This window comes from Ochrobactrum teleogrylli, assembly GCF_006376685.1.
Taxonomy (GTDB): domain Bacteria; phylum Pseudomonadota; class Alphaproteobacteria; order Rhizobiales; family Rhizobiaceae; genus Brucella; species Brucella teleogrylli.
On sequence record NZ_VEWL01000002.1, the window covers coordinates 496,106 to 511,679 of the forward strand.

Sequence of the window (15,574 nt, forward strand, 5' to 3'; positions counted from 1 at the left end):
GTTCAAAGCGCTTTCACGGCAACGTCTTTGGCCGTCGCCTGAGCCAGCTTGTTGACCAGCGGATAACGGAACGGCTTGGCCGAAATCTCGAACTGGTCGCCGGTTTGCGTCTTCACGCCTTCGGAGAAGGATAGGGTCGCCGTGCCGAAGAAATGCACGTGAATATCGCCCGGACGGCGGAACAGCTCATATTTGAAATGGTGATGTTCAAGATTGGCTATTGTGTGCGACATGTTCGCTTCTCCGGACAGGAACGGCTTTTCGAAGATCACGTCATTGCCGCGGCGAATGCGCGACACGCCTTCGACATGGTCCGGCAGTGCGCCCACAAAGAGTTCCGGTCCAAGCGATGCCTGACGCAGCTTGGAATGGGCAAGCCATAGATAATTCTGCTTCTCGGTCACATGGTCGGAAAATTCATTGGCAAGGCAGAAGCCGATACGATGCGGCTGACCATCCGGGCCGATCAGATAAATGCCCGCCAGTTCCGGCTCTTCGCCGCCATCTTCCGCGAAGGAAGGCGAAACCAGTTCGCCACCGGTGGCGACGAGCGCAGAACCGTCACCCTTGTAGAACCATTCCGGCTGCACGCCCGTCTGACCGGACTTCGGCTTGCCGCCCTCGACGCCCATCAGGAACATGCGCATCGAATCGGTCGGCTTTTCGGCAGCCTGCGCAGCCTTGTGCATCTTGTCGCGACCATCAGCAGAACCAAGATGCGTGAGGCCCGTGCCTGCAACGATCAGATGTGCTGGATCGGAATGGGTGATCGGCAGGCCCACGCGGCCCGCAGCCAGAGCGGCGTCGATATCGACGGCTTCGCCCTTGCCATTGCGCTCCACCTGCTCTGCAAGGCTGATTCCCGCGCCAATTGCCGCCCAGGCCAGTTCATAGGTCGTCGAAGCGCCTTTGACGATATGGGCCGCACCCTCATCACCGCATGCAGCCACACGCGTTTCACCGCCCGCATCGCGGAACTGTACCAGACGTAACATTAAACCTCCCAGACCGCGACGAATCGCGGAAACTCCATACCGGCCGTTTGAAAACACTTTCATGCCTTGCGACGGCTCACCTTATTAATATGACTATTTTGCCAAGGCCGCCTTTGTCAAGCAAGCGAAGACCCCGCATACACAGACTTGCAGTCTTCAACACCCTCCACAAGATTCAACTCATTGATTTTAATATTCTAATAATCAAAATGCCTGTTTGTCGCAGGCGATTATCGCGCAATTTTCTTCAAAGGCGCTTGCCATAAAGTAATATTATATGCTTCATATCCCTCAAGGCCGGGAGGGCCTTATTGGGAGGAAATATTATGAAACGCAGTCTCGCGGCTCTGTCAGCCGCATTTTCGCTCGCACTGATTTCAAGCGCATCCGCCGCATCGCTGACTGTCGGTTTCTCGCAGATCGGTTCGGAATCGGGCTGGCGCGCCGCAGAAACCGCCCTGACCAAGCAGGAAGCTGAAAAGCGCGGCTATACGCTGAAATTCGCCGATGCCCAGCAGAAACAGGAAAACCAGATCAAGGCCGTGCGCGGCTTCATCGCACAGGGCGTCGATGCGATCCTGATCGCCCCGGTCGTCTCCACCGGCTGGGACGCGGTCCTCAAGGAAGCCAAGGAAGCTGAAATTCCTGTCGTCCTGCTCGACCGCCAGATTGATTCGCCGGAAGATCTCTATCTCACCGCCGTGACCTCCGATCAGGTCCATGAAGGCAAGGTTGCCGGTGACTGGCTGGTGAAGGATATCGGCGACAAGTCCTGCAATGTGGTCGAACTTCAGGGCACGACCGGTTCGTCGCCTGCGATCAACCGCAAGAAGGGCTTTGAGGAAGCGATCAAGGGTCACGACAACATCAAGATTTCCCGTTCGCAGACCGGTGACTTCACCCGCACCAAGGGCAAGGAAGTCATGGAAAGCTTCATCAAGGCTGAAGGCGGCGGCAAGAATATCTGCGCAGTCTATGCCCATAATGACGACATGGCCGTCGGCGCCATTCAGGCCATCAAGGAAGCCGGTCTGAAGCCGGGCACCGACATCAAGATCGTGTCGATCGATTCCGTGCCGGATATCTTCCAGGCCATGGCCAATGGCGAAGCCAATGCCACCGTGGAGCTGACGCCGAACATGGCCGGTCCGGCTTTCGACGCCATTGAGGCGTTCAAGGATAAGGGCACCGTTCCGCCGAAGTGGATCCAGACGGAATCCAAGCTCTACACACAGGCTGACGATCCGAAGGCCGTATACGAAGCCAAGAAGGGCCTCGGCTACTAATCTTCGTGTCATTCGGGCCGCCAGCTTTCGGCGGCCCGGTTTCCCTTCGGCCCGTTTTGGCGAAGGGTATCGTTGCAATTCGCAAACGGAAGACTGCCATGGCTCGCCCCGAAACAGGCGCTCAACCGGCGTCGGTTATACCGCTTCTCGAAGCTCGCTCGATCACCAAATCCTTTCTGGGCGTCACCGCACTTGACCATGTCGATTTCGCGCTCAAACGCGGCGAAATCCATGCCTTGCTGGGTGAAAACGGTGCGGGCAAATCCACCCTCATCAAGATATTGACCGGCGCCTATCATGGCTTTGACGGGTCGATCCTGCTTGACGGCCAGCCCGTTGCGCCTGCCTCCGTGGCGGAAGCGCAGACGCTCGGCATCGGCACCGTCTATCAAGAGGTAAACCTGCTGGAAAACCTCACCGTCGCCGAAAATGTCTTTCTCGGTCGCCAGCCGCGCCGCTTCGGCTTCGTGGATCGTCGGCGCATGGAAAAGGACACAACCGCGCTCCTCGCGCGTTATGGTCTCGACATCGACGTCAGCGCGCCGCTCTCGGCCTATTCCGTCGCCATACGCCAGATCATCGCGATTGCGCGCGCCGTCGATCTGTCGGGCAAGGTGCTTGTCCTTGACGAACCGACCGCCAGCCTTGATGCGCGCGAAGTCGAAATGCTGTTCACGGTTCTGCGCCAGTTGAAGGCCGAAGGACTCGGCATCATCGTCATCACGCATTTTCTGGATCAGGTCTATGCGATTGCCGATTGCGCCACCGTACTGCGCAATGGCCGTCTGGTCGGCAGCCGCAACCTGTCGGAACTGCCGCGCACCGATCTCATTTCCATGATGCTCGGCCACCAGTTGCAGGAGACCGTGCGCCGTCAGCTGACCGAGGAGGTCAGCGACGATACGGTCGCGCCGATCCGCTTTGCGGGCTACGGCAAGAAAGGCAGCGTTGCGCCATTCGATCTCGCCATCAAGCCCGGCGAAGCTGTGGGCATTGCAGGCCTGCTCGGTTCGGGCCGCACCGAGACCGCGCTTCTCATGTTCGGCGTCGATGAAGCCGATAGCGGCCAGCTCACCGTCGATGGCAAGGAGATCAAGCTGCCCTCACCCGTCGCGGCCATATCGGAGCGCTTCGCCTTCTGCCCGGAAGAGCGCAAGACCGATGGCATCATCGGCGATTTTTCGGTGGCGGAAAATATCGCGCTGGCCGTGCAGGGCAAACGCGGCTGGTCGAAGCCGCTGTCCTCGCGCGAAAAGGCGGCATTGGCCGACCGCTATATCAAGGCGCTCGATATCCGTCCGCCCGATCCGCACAAGCCGATCAAGTTTCTATCCGGCGGCAACCAGCAAAAGGCCATTCTGGCGCGCTGGCTCGCCACCGACCCGCGCCTGCTGATTCTTGATGAACCGACACGGGGCATTGACATCGGGGCGCATGCCGAAATCCTGAAACTCATCGGCGAACTCTGCGGACAGGGTATGGCGCTCGTCATCATCTCATCCGAATTCGAGGAACTGGCCGCCGTCGCCAATCGCGTGGTGGTTCTGTCGGACCGTCGCCATGTGGCAGAACTGAAGGGCGCGGAAATCACCGCCGACAATATCGTGCGCGCCATTGCGGAGACCGGCCCGAAAACTGCTTCTGCAAGCCAGAAGGAAGCTGCAGCATGATTGCCCGCATATCCAGAAAATTCAAAAGACTGGCGCCGCAGCTCGCAGCCCTTATTCTGATTCTTGCCGCAAACACCGTCATCTCGCCCGGCTTTCTCGACATTTCGTTCCAGAACGGTCGCCTTTATGGCAGCCTGATCGACATTCTGGTGCGCGCAGCACCGGTCGCCATTCTGGCCGTCGGCATGACGCTGGTGATCGCCACTCGCGGCATCGACCTTTCGGTCGGCGCCGTCATGGCGATCAGCGGCGCTTTCGCCGCATCGCTGATCGTTACGGGCTATCCGCTGGCGGTCGTCATCCCGGCAGCACTCGGTGTCGGCCTGTTGTGTGGGCTGTGGAACGGCTTTCTGGTCGCCGTCTTCGATATCCAGCCGATCATCGCCACCCTGATCCTCATGGTGGCGGGGCGCGGCATCGCCCAGCTTATCACCGAAGGCGCAATCCTCACCTTCAACAATGACGCCTTCGCCGCGCTCGGCTCCGGCTCATTTATCGGCATACCCATTCCGGTACTGATCTGGCTTTTGGCCGGGCTGGTCGTCGGCATTGCGGTGCGCTCCAGCGCGCTCGGTTTCCTGATCGAGGCAACCGGTATCAATCGGCGCGCCGCCATGCTGGCGGGCGTCAAGGCGCGGTTCCTGCTGTTCAGCGTCTATGCCGTTTCGGGCGTCGGCGCAGCGCTTGCAGGCCTGATCGCCACCGCCGACATTCGTGGCGCGGACGCCAACAATGCCGGTCTGTGGCTTGAACTCGACGCCATTCTGGCGGTCGTCATCGGCGGCACATCGCTCAATGGCGGACGCTTTTCGATCACCGCCTCGCTGCTCGGCGCACTGATCATCCAGTCGATCAATACCGGCATTCTGATGGCGGGCTTCCCGCCGGAATTCAACCTCATCATCAAGGCTGGCATCATCATCGTGGTGCTCACCTTCCAGTCGGCGGCCATCGTCAACCTGATCGGCTTCCTGCGCTCGCAGCGCAAGGGCGCCACCGTCAACGGCACCCGACACACTCATCAAGGAGCAGGACAATGAGAATTCTTCGCAACCTGCCCTTTCTGACCACTGTGGCGATTTTCCTGATCGCCTATGCGATCTGCGCAGTGCAATTCCCGAACATGCTCTCGACACGGGTGATCGGCAATCTCCTGACCGACAATGCCTTTCTCGGCATTGCCGCGGTCGGCATGACCTTCGTGATCATTTCCGGCGGCATTGATCTTTCGGTCGGCTCAGTCATCGCCTTCACCAGCGTTTTCGTCGCGGTTCTCGTCGGAAAACTCGGCGTGCATCCTCTGCTCGCATTCGCGCTTGTTCTCGCCATCGCCGCGCTTTTCGGCGCATGGATGGGCATGATGATCCATTATCTCGGCATTCCGCCTTTCGTCGCGACGCTGGCTGGCATGTTCCTCGCGCGCGGCGCGGCCTTCCTGATCTCGACGGAATCGGTGCCGATCTCACACCCCTTCATCGACACGTTGCAGGGGCTTTATTTCCGCCTGCCGGGCGGCGGCAGGCTGACATTCATCGCCATGCTGATGCTGGCCGTGTTCATCGTCGGTGGCATTCTTGCCCATCGCACACGCTTTGGCGCAAACATCTATGCACTTGGCGGCAACCAGCAATCTGCGGAACTGATGGGCGTTCCCATCGGTCGCACGACCATCGGCATCTACACCATGTCGGGCGTGCTTTCCGGCCTCGCCGGTATCGTCTATACGCTCTATACCTCGTCCGGCTATTCGCTGGCGACGGTGGGCGTGGAACTGGATGCCATCGCATCGGTGGTCATCGGCGGAACGCTTCTGACCGGCGGCGCGGGACTGGTTGCGGGAACATTTGTCGGCATTCTGATACAGGGGCTGATACAGACCTATATTGTTTTCGACGGCACGCTGTCTTCCTGGTGGACGAAAATCGCAATCGGTATATTGCTGTTCCTGTTCATCGCTCTGCAACGAGGACTCCTGTGGTTCTCCGACTTAAGACTGGCGCGTCAACGCATGAAGGAGGCCTGAATTGGGATTGCTGGAAACGGCCATAACCGGACGCAAGCGGCATAACAGCCACGCTGTCGTCGTGGGGGAACTCGGGCGCGGCATCGTCGCGGGCACCATTCCCGAAGGTTCGATCCTGCCTGGCGACAACGAGTTGTCGCTGCGCTTCGGCGTTTCCCGCACGGTACTGCGCGAGGCGATGAAGACGCTCGCCGCCAAACGCCTGATCGAACCCAAGGCCAAGGTCGGCACCCGTGTCCTGGGCCATGCCAGCTGGAACTTCTTCGACCCCGATGTGCTGACATGGCGTTTCGAGGCCGGCTTCGACGAGGTCTTCGTCGATCATCTGGCCGAAATGCGCATGGCGCTCGAACCCGCTGCAGCCGCAGCCGCAGCCGAGCGCGCCACCAGCGACGAAATCGTGGAACTCTATGCGCTCGCCGCCAAGTTCGACAATCCGCAGCACACGCCCGAAACGATCGCCAAGGTCGATCTGGAGTTTCACCTCGCGGTCGCCCGCATGTCGGGAAATCCGTTCATGCGCTCGGTCAGCGGGCTGATCGAGGCAGCACTTGCCGTGTCGTTCCAGCTTTCCTCTCCCGCTGCATCGCATGAAGGCATCGCCGAATGTGCGGCCAATCATCTGCGCATTGCCCACGCCATCGCCTCCCGCGATCCGCAAAAAGCCCGCGCCGCGATGGAAAGCGTCATCAAGCTCGGGGTGGAACGCATCCGCAACGTTATCTGACGAAGGAGAAGAGTCGTGCGGATTTTGAAAGAAATCCGCCACGGCCTCGACCTATAATTCGTTTGAGCTTAACTTGCCGCCGGAAAGAAACCTGATTCCTTCCGACAATTCCTACAAGGTGCACCGAACGCACCTCATGCACGACAGGGTTTTTCATGTCCTATCTCGCCGCTTCCGATCGCTACGACAACGCCACCTTTCGCCGCGTCGGGCGCAGTGGTCTCGTCCTGCCTGCCATTTCGCTTGGCCTCTGGCACAATTTCGGCGACGGAATTCCGCTCGACCGTCAAAAGGCAATGCTTTTCAAGGCTTTCGATCTTGGCATCACCCATTTCGATCTTGCCAATAATTACGGCCCGCCTCCGGGCTCGGCTGAACGCAATTTCGGCCAGATCCTGAAAAGCGATCTTGGTCGTTATCGCGACGAATTGATCATTTCCAGCAAGGCGGGCTGGGAAATGTGGTCCGGCCCCTATGGGCGCGGCGGCGGTTCGCGCAAGGCGATCCTTGCGAGCCTCGACCAGAGCCTGTCGCGCCTCGGCCTCGACTATGTGGATATTTTCTATTCACACCGTTTTGACGCCAATACGCCGCTGGAAGAAACGGCTGGCGCGCTTGCAAGCGCGGTCGAACAGGGCAAGGCGCTTTATGTCGGCATCTCGTCCTATTCGGCAGGCAAGACACGCGAAATCGCCAAAATCCTCGCTGCGCGCAACGTGCCACTCTTGATCCACCAGCCGTCCTACAACCTGTTCAACCGCTGGATCGAAAAAGATCTTCTGTCGGCCACCGACGATGTCGGCGCAGGGGTCATCGCCTTCACGCCGCTGGCGCAGGGCTTGCTGACCAATCGCTACCTCAACGGCATTCCGGCAGATGCGCGCATCAACCAGCCGGGCAACAAATCGCTGCGTCCGGTCCATCTGAGCGATGGCAATATCGAGCGCGCCCGCAGCCTCAACGAAATCGCCAAGAAGCGCGGACAGAGCCTTGCTCAGATGGCGCTGGCCTGGGTGCTGCGCGATCCACGCGTGACCTCGGCGCTGATCGGCGCCAGCTCGCCAGAACAGATCGTTGAAAACGTCAAGGCGCTGGAAAATCTCTCCTTCTCGGCAGACGAACTGAAAGAGATCGATAAATATGCGGTCGAAGGCGGCGTGAACCTCTGGGAAAAGCCCGCCAACGACGAAGCGGTGTGATAGCCAACCACCTCAAGGAAAAGCCCGGTTCCGACCGGGCTTTTTGCTACTCGACCTTCAGGTCAAAGGCGGGATTGCTGCGCAACGTATTGCTGACGGTGCAGATTTCCTCGGCCAGTTCGGCGATGTGTTGTTTCTCTTCGGCTGAAAGATCGCCCACGAAGTGAAACGCGATATGAAACCGCTCGATGCGCGACGGGCTTTCATGCGTCTTGTCGCCTGTCACCTCGACACGGACATCACCCAGCTTTTCGCGCAGGCCAAGCTTGCCCGCAGCGATCCGCGCGCTCAGCGCCATGCAGGCGGCGACTGATGCATAGAGCAGATCAAGCGGGTTGAAGCCCGGCTGGCTGACGCTCGTCACAAGCTCGACCTTGCCGCCCGTCGGCGTGGTGATCACCGGCAACCGGCCATCCGGCATTGCGGCAACCGCTCCCGTCTCGCGGGTTCTGACCTTGAGCTCGCTCATGAATTTCCTCGTTCAGTCGGAAACCTTCAGATAATCAATAGCCCGCGCCAGCCAGCAGCTGACCGAAACTGCGATAATATCGCCCTTGTCATCACGACGGAAGACCAGCTTCCATTCGCCCGGCGACGGCGCATCCATCGAACGCTGCACCGGCAAAAGCCAGACATCGGAACCAACCGGATAAAGCGGATACATATCACTTTTGCCAAGAAAGCCTTCAAAGGCGCCATAGATCGCGCCACCTTCGGCCACGAGAGCCAAGTCCGCCCCAAGCTCCTCATTGCGGAAACGTCCAAGAATGTCACGTTTGGCCTCGCCCGTCACACGATGCATGGTGAGGGAGAGATTTTCATCCGCACGAGTGAGATGGACCACATCGCCTTCGCGACGGATAGCCGTCGTGGATGAACGCGCTTCATCCTTGCTCACCACATCCATCACTTCCGGGCTGGTTCCAAAACGCGCCTTCATGCGCCCGCGCCCGGCATCGTCAAGGCTCAGCACCAGACCGGTTTCGGTATCTAACCATGAGCCGAACCAGCCCGCATCGGCCTCAACGCGTTGCGATTCCGCCGATGACACACCGAGCGCGAGCTTCATCAGCTTCGCTGCAAGATCGGATGCACCGCCTTCAAAATTGAACATGGCGACGGTGGAAATCCGCTCATCGGCGCAATGCCAGCGCTGGCAGCGCCAACCGCGCAAAGCGCCGCCATGGCCGGTGAGACGCTTGCCGCCCACCTCTTCGAATTTGAGGCCGAAGCCATAAGGGGCGGCTGCGCCATCGTTGAACGCCTGCGGTCCGCTCAAACGGCGATAAAGTCCGTTCGCGTCATCGCGTGTCGCGTCGATGAACTTTTCCCAGGCGATCATGTCGTCCAGCGAGGCGCAAATGCCCGCATCGCCCATCCAGTGAATGCGGTTGGTGGCGGGCAGAAACCCGCGCACCGTATCGCCCTCATAGCCGGTGCATTCGGTGAAAAGCGCCGTATCGGGAATGAGTTCCGCCGTCTTCATGCCAGCCGGTTGGAAAATCCGCGCTGCCAGAAGCTCGACCAGTGAACGGCCCGTATGGCTTTCGATCAGATCGGCCAGAATGCGGAAATTGCCATTGCAGTAGGAATAATGGCTGCCCGGCGCAAAATGCGTGGTTTTCAGGCCGCGCAGCAGTGTCTGGGCATCTTCGGCCAGAAACACGCCTTCCGGGTCGCCGCCGCACAGCACTGTTAGCGCCCAGTAATCACGCAGGCCCGACTGGTTGTTGCACAGGTCCCGCACGCGCGGGCGTTCACCCACGAAATCGGCAAGATAAGTGCGAAGCGCATCGTCCAGCGCTTCCGGCTCGCCCACGCTGTCGAGAAGCACGCCGCAGGTGAATTGCTTGCTGACCGAACAGATCGGCATCCGCGTTTGCGCCGTCATCGGCTGGCGCGTGCGCAGATCGGCAAAGCCCCACGCATGGCTGTGGACAACTTCGCCATCCTTGACGACGGCGACGACACCGCCCGGCCCCTTATAGTTCTGCGGAATAGTATCGACGAAGGCGCGAAGGGCGGGAAGATCGAGATGCGGCATGATGGAACTCGGACGACTCAGATGAAAATCAACAGCCGTCACGAGGCATCATTTCAGCCGATCAATCAAGGCCATGGCCGCGTGCGGATTATGCGCCTTATAGCCGCTGATGACATAGAGATAGACATCGCGCGCTATATTATCGGCCACCGGCGGCGTGACGGTTTTCAGCCCGTCCGGCTTCTGGCCTTCGGCAATCGCTTTTGCCCGCTTCGCCCACTGGTCGAGTTCGGCCTCGCTATAGCCAAGCGGCTCGCTTTCCTTGGTGCCCATGATGCGCAGATAGGCGAAAGGTGCCGTCATATCGGCAAATTGCGGAAATGCGCTATCGCCTGCAATAACCACCGCAACGCCATATTCCCGCAGAAGCGCTGTAAATTCCGGCACATTGAAACTGTCGTGGCGCACTTCCACCGCATGGCGCAGATCGCGCCCATCGAGACGTTTCGGCAGGAGTTTCAGGAAGGCCTCGAAATCCTTGGGATCGAATTTCTTCGTGCCCATGAACTGCCAGTTGACGACGCCAAGCTTCTCCTTCAGCTCCATCACCCCGCCGGTGAGAAAGCGCTCGATGCTTTCGCCCGCTTCCGCCAGCACGCGGCGATTGGTCGAAAAGCGGGGCGCCTTCAGCGAAAAGACAAAGCCTTCCGGTGTTTCGTCGTGCCATTTGGCGAAAGTCGTCGGCTTTTGTGGGCCGTAATAAGTGGAATTGATCTCGATCGAGGTCATCTTGCTGGACGCATATTCCAGCTGGCGCTTCTTCGCCAATTTTTCGGGATAAAAGCTTTCATCCCACGGCTCGAACGCCCAGCCGCCAATGCCGACACGAATCTTGCCAGAGTTTGCTTGCGCCATCTTGTCCTCCCGACATGAGATCATCCGTTTTGGTCATCATGTTTAGTCTGTATTCGCGCCGGGGGCTATGCTGTTATGTCGGTAACCTACGGATCGCATGCCATCCAAACAAGAGACGAACAATCGTCCGCATTTTGAGAGTGAGGAAATGCATCAGATGACCAGCAAACCCAATACGCGTAGCGGGGGCCAGATATTGGTAGACGCGTTGCGCATTCACGGCGTGGACCGTGTTTTCTGCGTTCCCGGAGAAAGCTATCTCGCCGCGCTCGACGCTTTTCACGATGTGCGCGATGAAATCGAACTGATCGTCTGCCGTCAGGAAGGCGGTGCTGCCTATATGGCCGACGCCCATGGCAAACTGACGGGTAAGCCCGGCATCTGCTTTGTCACCCGCGGACCGGGCGCGACCAATGCCTCTGTCGGCGTACACACCGCGTTTCAGGATTCGACACCGATGCTGCTGTTCATCGGTCAGGTCGCCAGCGATCAGGTGGAACGCGAAGCCTTTCAGGAAGTCGATTACCGCCGCATGTTCGGCCAGATGGCCAAATGGGTGGTGCAGATCGACGATGCCGCCCGCATTCCTGAACTGGTCAGTCAGGCCTTTCATCGCGCCGTCAACGGACGCCCCGGCCCAGTGGTGATTGCCCTGCCGGAAGATATGCTGACATCTTATGCCGCCGTCAGCAACGCCCCGGCCTATAAGAAGGTCGAAATGCATCCGGGTCAGGACCAGTTGCAGAACATGGTGCAACTGATCGAAAAGGCCGAACGCCCGCTGATGATCGTCGGCGGTGGCGGTTGGGACAGGCAAGCTGTGCGCGACCTGCAAACATTCGCTGAAAACATGCATCTGCCGGTGGCGGCTTCGTTCCGCTGTCAGGACATGTTCGACAACACCCATCCGCTTTACGCGGGCGAAATGGGCACATCGATCAGCCCGAAGCTTGCGCAGCGCGTGCGCGACAGCGACCTTCTCGTGGTGGTCGGCGCACGGCTTGGCGAAATGACCACGCAGGGCTATGAGCTTGTCAGCATTCCGGTGCCGCAGCAAAAGCTGATCCACATCCATCCAGGTGCCGAAGAACTGGGCCGCGTCTATCACGCCGATCTGCCGATCAATGCCAGCATGCCGGCCTTTGCCCGCGCTGCATCAAAGCTTGCCCCCATCGCCGCACCGCGCAGCAAGGCATGGGCTGAGACGGCCAATGCCGATTATCGCGACAACATGAAAACGCCGGTCATACCAGGCGCGGTGCAGATGGGCGAAATCATGGAATGGCTGCGCGCGCATCTGCCAGCCGATGCCATCATCACCAATGGGGCTGGCAACTATTCCGCCTGGCCGCATCGATTTTATCAGTACCGCACCTATCGCAGCCAGTTGGCACCCACCAACGGCTCCATGGGCTATGGCGTTCCGGCTGCCGTATCCGCCAAGCTGGCGGCGCCGGAGCGCACCGTCGTGGCCTTCGCCGGTGATGGCTGCTTCCTCATGAACGGTCAGGAACTGGCGACCGCCGCGCAATATAATGCGAAGGCGATTTTCGTCGTGGTCAATAACGGCATGTACGGCACCATCCGCATGCATCAGGAGCGCACCTATCCGGGTCGCGTTTCCGGCACGGGCCTCGCCAATCCCGATTTCGCAGCCCTCGCCCGGGCATACGGCCTGCACGGCGAAACGGTCGAAGCGACAGCCGATTTTGCAGCCGCTTTCGAGCGTTGCGAACAATCCGGCAAGCCCGCCTTGATCGAAATCCGCATCGATCCCGAAGCGCTTTCGCCAAAAATGTCACTGAGCCAGATGCGGGAACAAGGCCTCGCCAAGCAGAAATAATCCAAAGCCCCGGTTCGTCCGGGGCTTTCATTTTGCGCCTACGACTTTCGTCTGACTGGCAGATATTCCAGCTGGACTCGAACGCCGAAGCCCCGCATACCCACTTTACGTTGCGTAAAGTGGAGGGGGACCATGAACACGCTCAGTCTATCCATTATTTTGTTTGGTTGCATCGCGCTCGCCGTGGCGTGTTTTATCGCCTTTACGGGCGTCAATCTCTGACCGCAGGCAAAAGACTTTCGCCGAGAAAATCACCTGAGAAGTCCCGCACGGCGCGAACCATGAAATCGCTGATGACCCGGATACGCGGCGCTGCCATGACATCGACGTGGCAGCTCATCCAGTATTCGCGTTCCAGATGCATTTCGTGCGGCAGAACAGGCACCAGTTCGGGATGCTTGCTGGCTATGAAAAACGGCAGAACGCACAGGCCATAGCCGGTCTGCGTGGCGACAAGCTGCGCGTGAATGCTGGAGCTTTGATACGTGCAGCGCTGGCCCGGCAGGATCTCGCGCATGTAATCAAGGCCGGGCGTGAACACCATGTCCTCGATATAGCCGATGAAGGGATGGCGCGCCAAATCGTCCCTGCTGCGGATCGGCGGATGCCGGGCCAGATAGTCGCGATGGCCATAGATGAACAACCGGTAGGATGTGAGCTTCTCGCTGTGATAAGGCCCGTTGCGCGGCATATGCAGCGTGATCGACAGTTCCGCCTCGCGGCGCGAAAGCGACATGATCTGCTGGATCGTCACCACTTCCACGAACAGGCTCGGATAGGATTGCGCCAGCACCGGCAGGCGGTCGGCCAGAAAGAAATTGCCGAAACCCTCAAGCGTCGAAAGACGCACAACGCCCGACAGCGCCGCGAGATTGCCGGTGGCTTCGGTCTGGAACTTCATGGCCTCGCGTTCCATGATTTCCGCAGGTTCGACCAGACGTTCGCCCATCGGCGTCAGCAGATAACCACGCGGGTTGCGCTCGAATAATTTGGTGGCCAGCGCCTGTTCCAGCCGGTCGATACGGCGCAGCACCGTCACGTGGCTGGTGCGCAATTGCCGCGCCGCGGTGGAGAGCTGCCCCGTGCGCGCAACAGCCAGAAAATATTGCAGATCGTCCCATGTAAACTGCCGCACATACTGCTCCCTATAGTCTGCCCGCATTTTCCCTATGGCATCTGTACATTTATGAACAGACGCTGTTCAAAAATTGTTGTTCTTGTACGCATTTGTCAATGCTACCGTTCCAATCGAAAACCCGAATGGAGGAACATATCGGGCGGAAGCACAAAGATGATGGATCTGAGGAGGTCGGTCATCCTGCCTGGAAAAGGCCGCTTCTCTGGAGGATACCGTTCGATTTTATCGAGGGGTCAAGGGAATTATTGGGAGGAGTATTTTATGAAGCGTCTTGCACTCGCAACGGCAGCACTGCTGGCTGCAACCGCCATCGCGTCGGCTGCGGAAATTTCCGATGGTAAAGTCAAGATCGGCATCTTGAACGACCAGTCGGGCGTCTATGCCGATTTCGGTGGCAAATGGTCTTATGAAGCGGCGAAGATGGCCGCCGAGGATTTCGGCGGCAAGGTGCTGGATGCGCCGATTGAAATCATCACCGCCGACCACCAGAACAAGCCGGACGTCGCATCGAACATCGCGCGCCAGTGGTACGACACCGAACAGGTCGATTCCATCATGGAACTGACGACCTCGTCCGTCGGCCTCGCCGTACAGGCCTTGTCCAAGGACAAGAAGAAGATCACCATCAATACAGGTGCCGCCACGTCGGAACTGACCGGCAAGCAGTGCACGCCTTATGGCTTCCATTGGGCCTATGACACCCACGCGCTTGCGGTCGGCACCGGCGGTTCGCTCGTGCAGCAGGGCGGCGATACCTGGTTCTTCCTGACCGCCGATTACGCCTTCGGCTATTCGCTGGAAGAGCAGACCACAAAATTCGTGGAATCGAAGGGCGGCAAGGTGCTCGGTTCCGTCCGCCATCCGCTGTCCAACACGGATTATTCCTCCTTCCTGCTGCAGGCCCAGGCTTCAGGCGCCAAGGTTGTCGGCCTTGCCAATGCGGGTCTCGACACGTCGAACACCATCAAGCAGGCCGCAGAATTCGGCATCGTGGCTGGCGGCCAGCGCCTCGCCGCCCTGCTCTTCACCCTGTCGGAAGTGCACGGTCTCGGCCTCGAAGCCGCACAGGGCCTGACGCTCACCGAAGGCTTCTACTGGGATCGCGACGATGAATCGCGCGCCTTCGGCAAGCGCTTCTTCGACCGCACCGGCCGTATGCCGAATATGATCCAGGCGGGCACCTACTCTGCCGTCACACAATATCTGAAGGCGATCAAGGAAGCAGGCACGGATGAAACCGAAGCCGTCGCCAAGAAGCTGCATGAAATGCCGGTTGAAGACGTCTTTGCCCGTCACGGCAAGGTCGGCGCCAATGGACGCATGATCTATGACATGTATCTGATGGAAGTGAAGAAGCCGGATGAAAGCAAGGCGCCTTGGGATTATTATAAGGTGCTGGCAACCATCCCCGGCGATCAGGCTTACATGAAGCCTTCGGAAAGCGGCTGCCCGCTTGTGACGCAGTAAGAGGCTTTTTGGATGACAGCTTCGACTGGCAATGTGACGGCTCTGCGTGAAGCAGGGCCGGCGACCTCGACTTCTCTATCGCAGGCCGTTGCGCGTCCTGTTTTGTCGGCGCGCGGCTTGGGCAAGTCGTTTGGCGGCTTTTATGCGGTGAAGAATGTTGATCTTGATGTGGAACATGCCCGCGTTCATGCGCTGATCGGCCCGAACGGGGCTGGCAAGACGACGGTGTTCAATCTCCTGACCAAGTTTTTGCAGCCGACAAGCGGCGAGATCACGCTTCTGGGCGAAACCATCACCAAAACCGACCCGGCCAAAGTGGCGCGGATG

At 59.2% G+C, this 15,574-nt stretch carries 14 protein-coding genes; 9 read left to right on the forward strand and 5 right to left on the reverse strand.

What is annotated here, in order from left to right:
- Positions 1-2: 2 nt before the first annotated feature.
- Complete coding sequence (gene araD1, locus FIC94_RS06525) at positions 3-995, reverse strand: AraD1 family protein (RefSeq protein WP_140024338.1); 993 nt, start codon at positions 993-995, stop codon at positions 3-5.
- A gap of 326 nt (positions 996-1,321) precedes the next feature.
- Here araD1 and ytfQ point away from each other — a divergent pair, with 326 nt between their 5' ends.
- From ytfQ to mgrA, 6 genes are all read left to right on the forward strand, one after another.
- Positions 1,322-2,281, forward strand: a complete 960-nt coding sequence (gene ytfQ, locus FIC94_RS06530) for a galactofuranose ABC transporter, galactofuranose-binding protein YtfQ (protein WP_109369594.1) — start codon at positions 1,322-1,324, stop codon at positions 2,279-2,281.
- A 98-nt stretch (positions 2,282-2,379) separates the two neighbouring features.
- Complete coding sequence (locus tag FIC94_RS06535) at positions 2,380-3,951, forward strand: sugar ABC transporter ATP-binding protein (protein WP_140024339.1); 1,572 nt, start codon at positions 2,380-2,382, stop codon at positions 3,949-3,951.
- On the forward strand, positions 3,948-4,991 hold the full coding sequence (locus tag FIC94_RS06540; protein ID WP_140024340.1) for an ABC transporter permease: 1,044 nt from the start codon (positions 3,948-3,950) through the stop codon (positions 4,989-4,991). Before FIC94_RS06535 ends, FIC94_RS06540 begins: the two co-directional genes overlap by 4 nt.
- The gene (gene yjfF, locus FIC94_RS06545) at positions 4,988-5,974 is read left to right on the forward strand and encodes a galactofuranose ABC transporter, permease protein YjfF (RefSeq protein ID WP_140024341.1); all 987 of its coding nucleotides are present in this window, start codon (positions 4,988-4,990) and stop codon (positions 5,972-5,974) included. Before FIC94_RS06540 ends, yjfF begins: the two co-directional genes overlap by 4 nt.
- A gap of 1 nt (position 5,975) precedes the next feature.
- Positions 5,976-6,701: a FadR/GntR family transcriptional regulator gene (locus tag FIC94_RS06550; protein ID WP_109369598.1), complete on the forward strand. Its 726-nt coding sequence runs from the start codon at positions 5,976-5,978 to the stop codon at positions 6,699-6,701.
- A gap of 155 nt (positions 6,702-6,856) precedes the next feature.
- A complete protein-coding gene (gene mgrA, locus FIC94_RS06555) occupies positions 6,857-7,900 on the forward strand; it encodes an L-glyceraldehyde 3-phosphate reductase (protein WP_140024342.1) in 1,044 nt (347 codons plus the stop codon).
- Between the two features lie 46 nt (positions 7,901-7,946).
- Here the strand turns inward: mgrA and FIC94_RS06560 are convergent, their stop codons facing one another.
- Genes FIC94_RS06560 through FIC94_RS06570 form a run of 3 tightly spaced genes read right to left on the reverse strand, consistent with a single transcriptional unit; the run spans position 7,947 to position 10,799 of the window.
- On the reverse strand, positions 7,947-8,369 hold the full coding sequence (locus tag FIC94_RS06560) for an OsmC family protein (protein ID WP_140024343.1): 423 nt from the start codon (positions 8,367-8,369) through the stop codon (positions 7,947-7,949).
- A gap of 12 nt (positions 8,370-8,381) precedes the next feature.
- Entirely contained in the window at positions 8,382-9,944 is a 1,563-nt protein-coding gene (locus FIC94_RS06565) for a D-aminopeptidase (RefSeq protein ID WP_140024365.1), read from the reverse strand.
- A gap of 48 nt (positions 9,945-9,992) precedes the next feature.
- Entirely contained in the window at positions 9,993-10,799 is an 807-nt protein-coding gene (locus tag FIC94_RS06570; RefSeq protein ID WP_109369602.1) for a DUF72 domain-containing protein, read from the reverse strand.
- A gap of 157 nt (positions 10,800-10,956) precedes the next feature.
- Here FIC94_RS06570 and FIC94_RS06575 point away from each other — a divergent pair, with 157 nt between their 5' ends.
- Entirely contained in the window at positions 10,957-12,642 is a 1,686-nt protein-coding gene (locus tag FIC94_RS06575) for a thiamine pyrophosphate-binding protein (protein ID WP_140024344.1), read from the forward strand.
- Between the two features lie 211 nt (positions 12,643-12,853).
- Here FIC94_RS06575 and FIC94_RS06580 read toward each other — a convergent pair whose 3' ends face one another.
- Positions 12,854-13,777 carry a LysR family transcriptional regulator gene (locus tag FIC94_RS06580; RefSeq protein ID WP_121536616.1) on the reverse strand — a complete coding sequence of 308 codons (924 nt, stop codon included), beginning with the start codon at positions 13,775-13,777 and terminating at the stop codon, positions 12,854-12,856.
- A 264-nt stretch (positions 13,778-14,041) separates the two neighbouring features.
- On the opposite strand from FIC94_RS06580, the gene FIC94_RS06585 reads away from it, so the two are divergent.
- Positions 14,042-15,247 carry an ABC transporter substrate-binding protein gene (locus FIC94_RS06585; protein WP_109369604.1) on the forward strand — a complete coding sequence of 402 codons (1,206 nt, stop codon included), beginning with the start codon at positions 14,042-14,044 and terminating at the stop codon, positions 15,245-15,247.
- Positions 15,248-15,259: 12 nt separating this feature from the next.
- The coding region (locus FIC94_RS06590) for an ATP-binding cassette domain-containing protein (protein ID WP_140024345.1) at positions 15,260-15,574 on the forward strand (315 nt) is incomplete at its 3' end.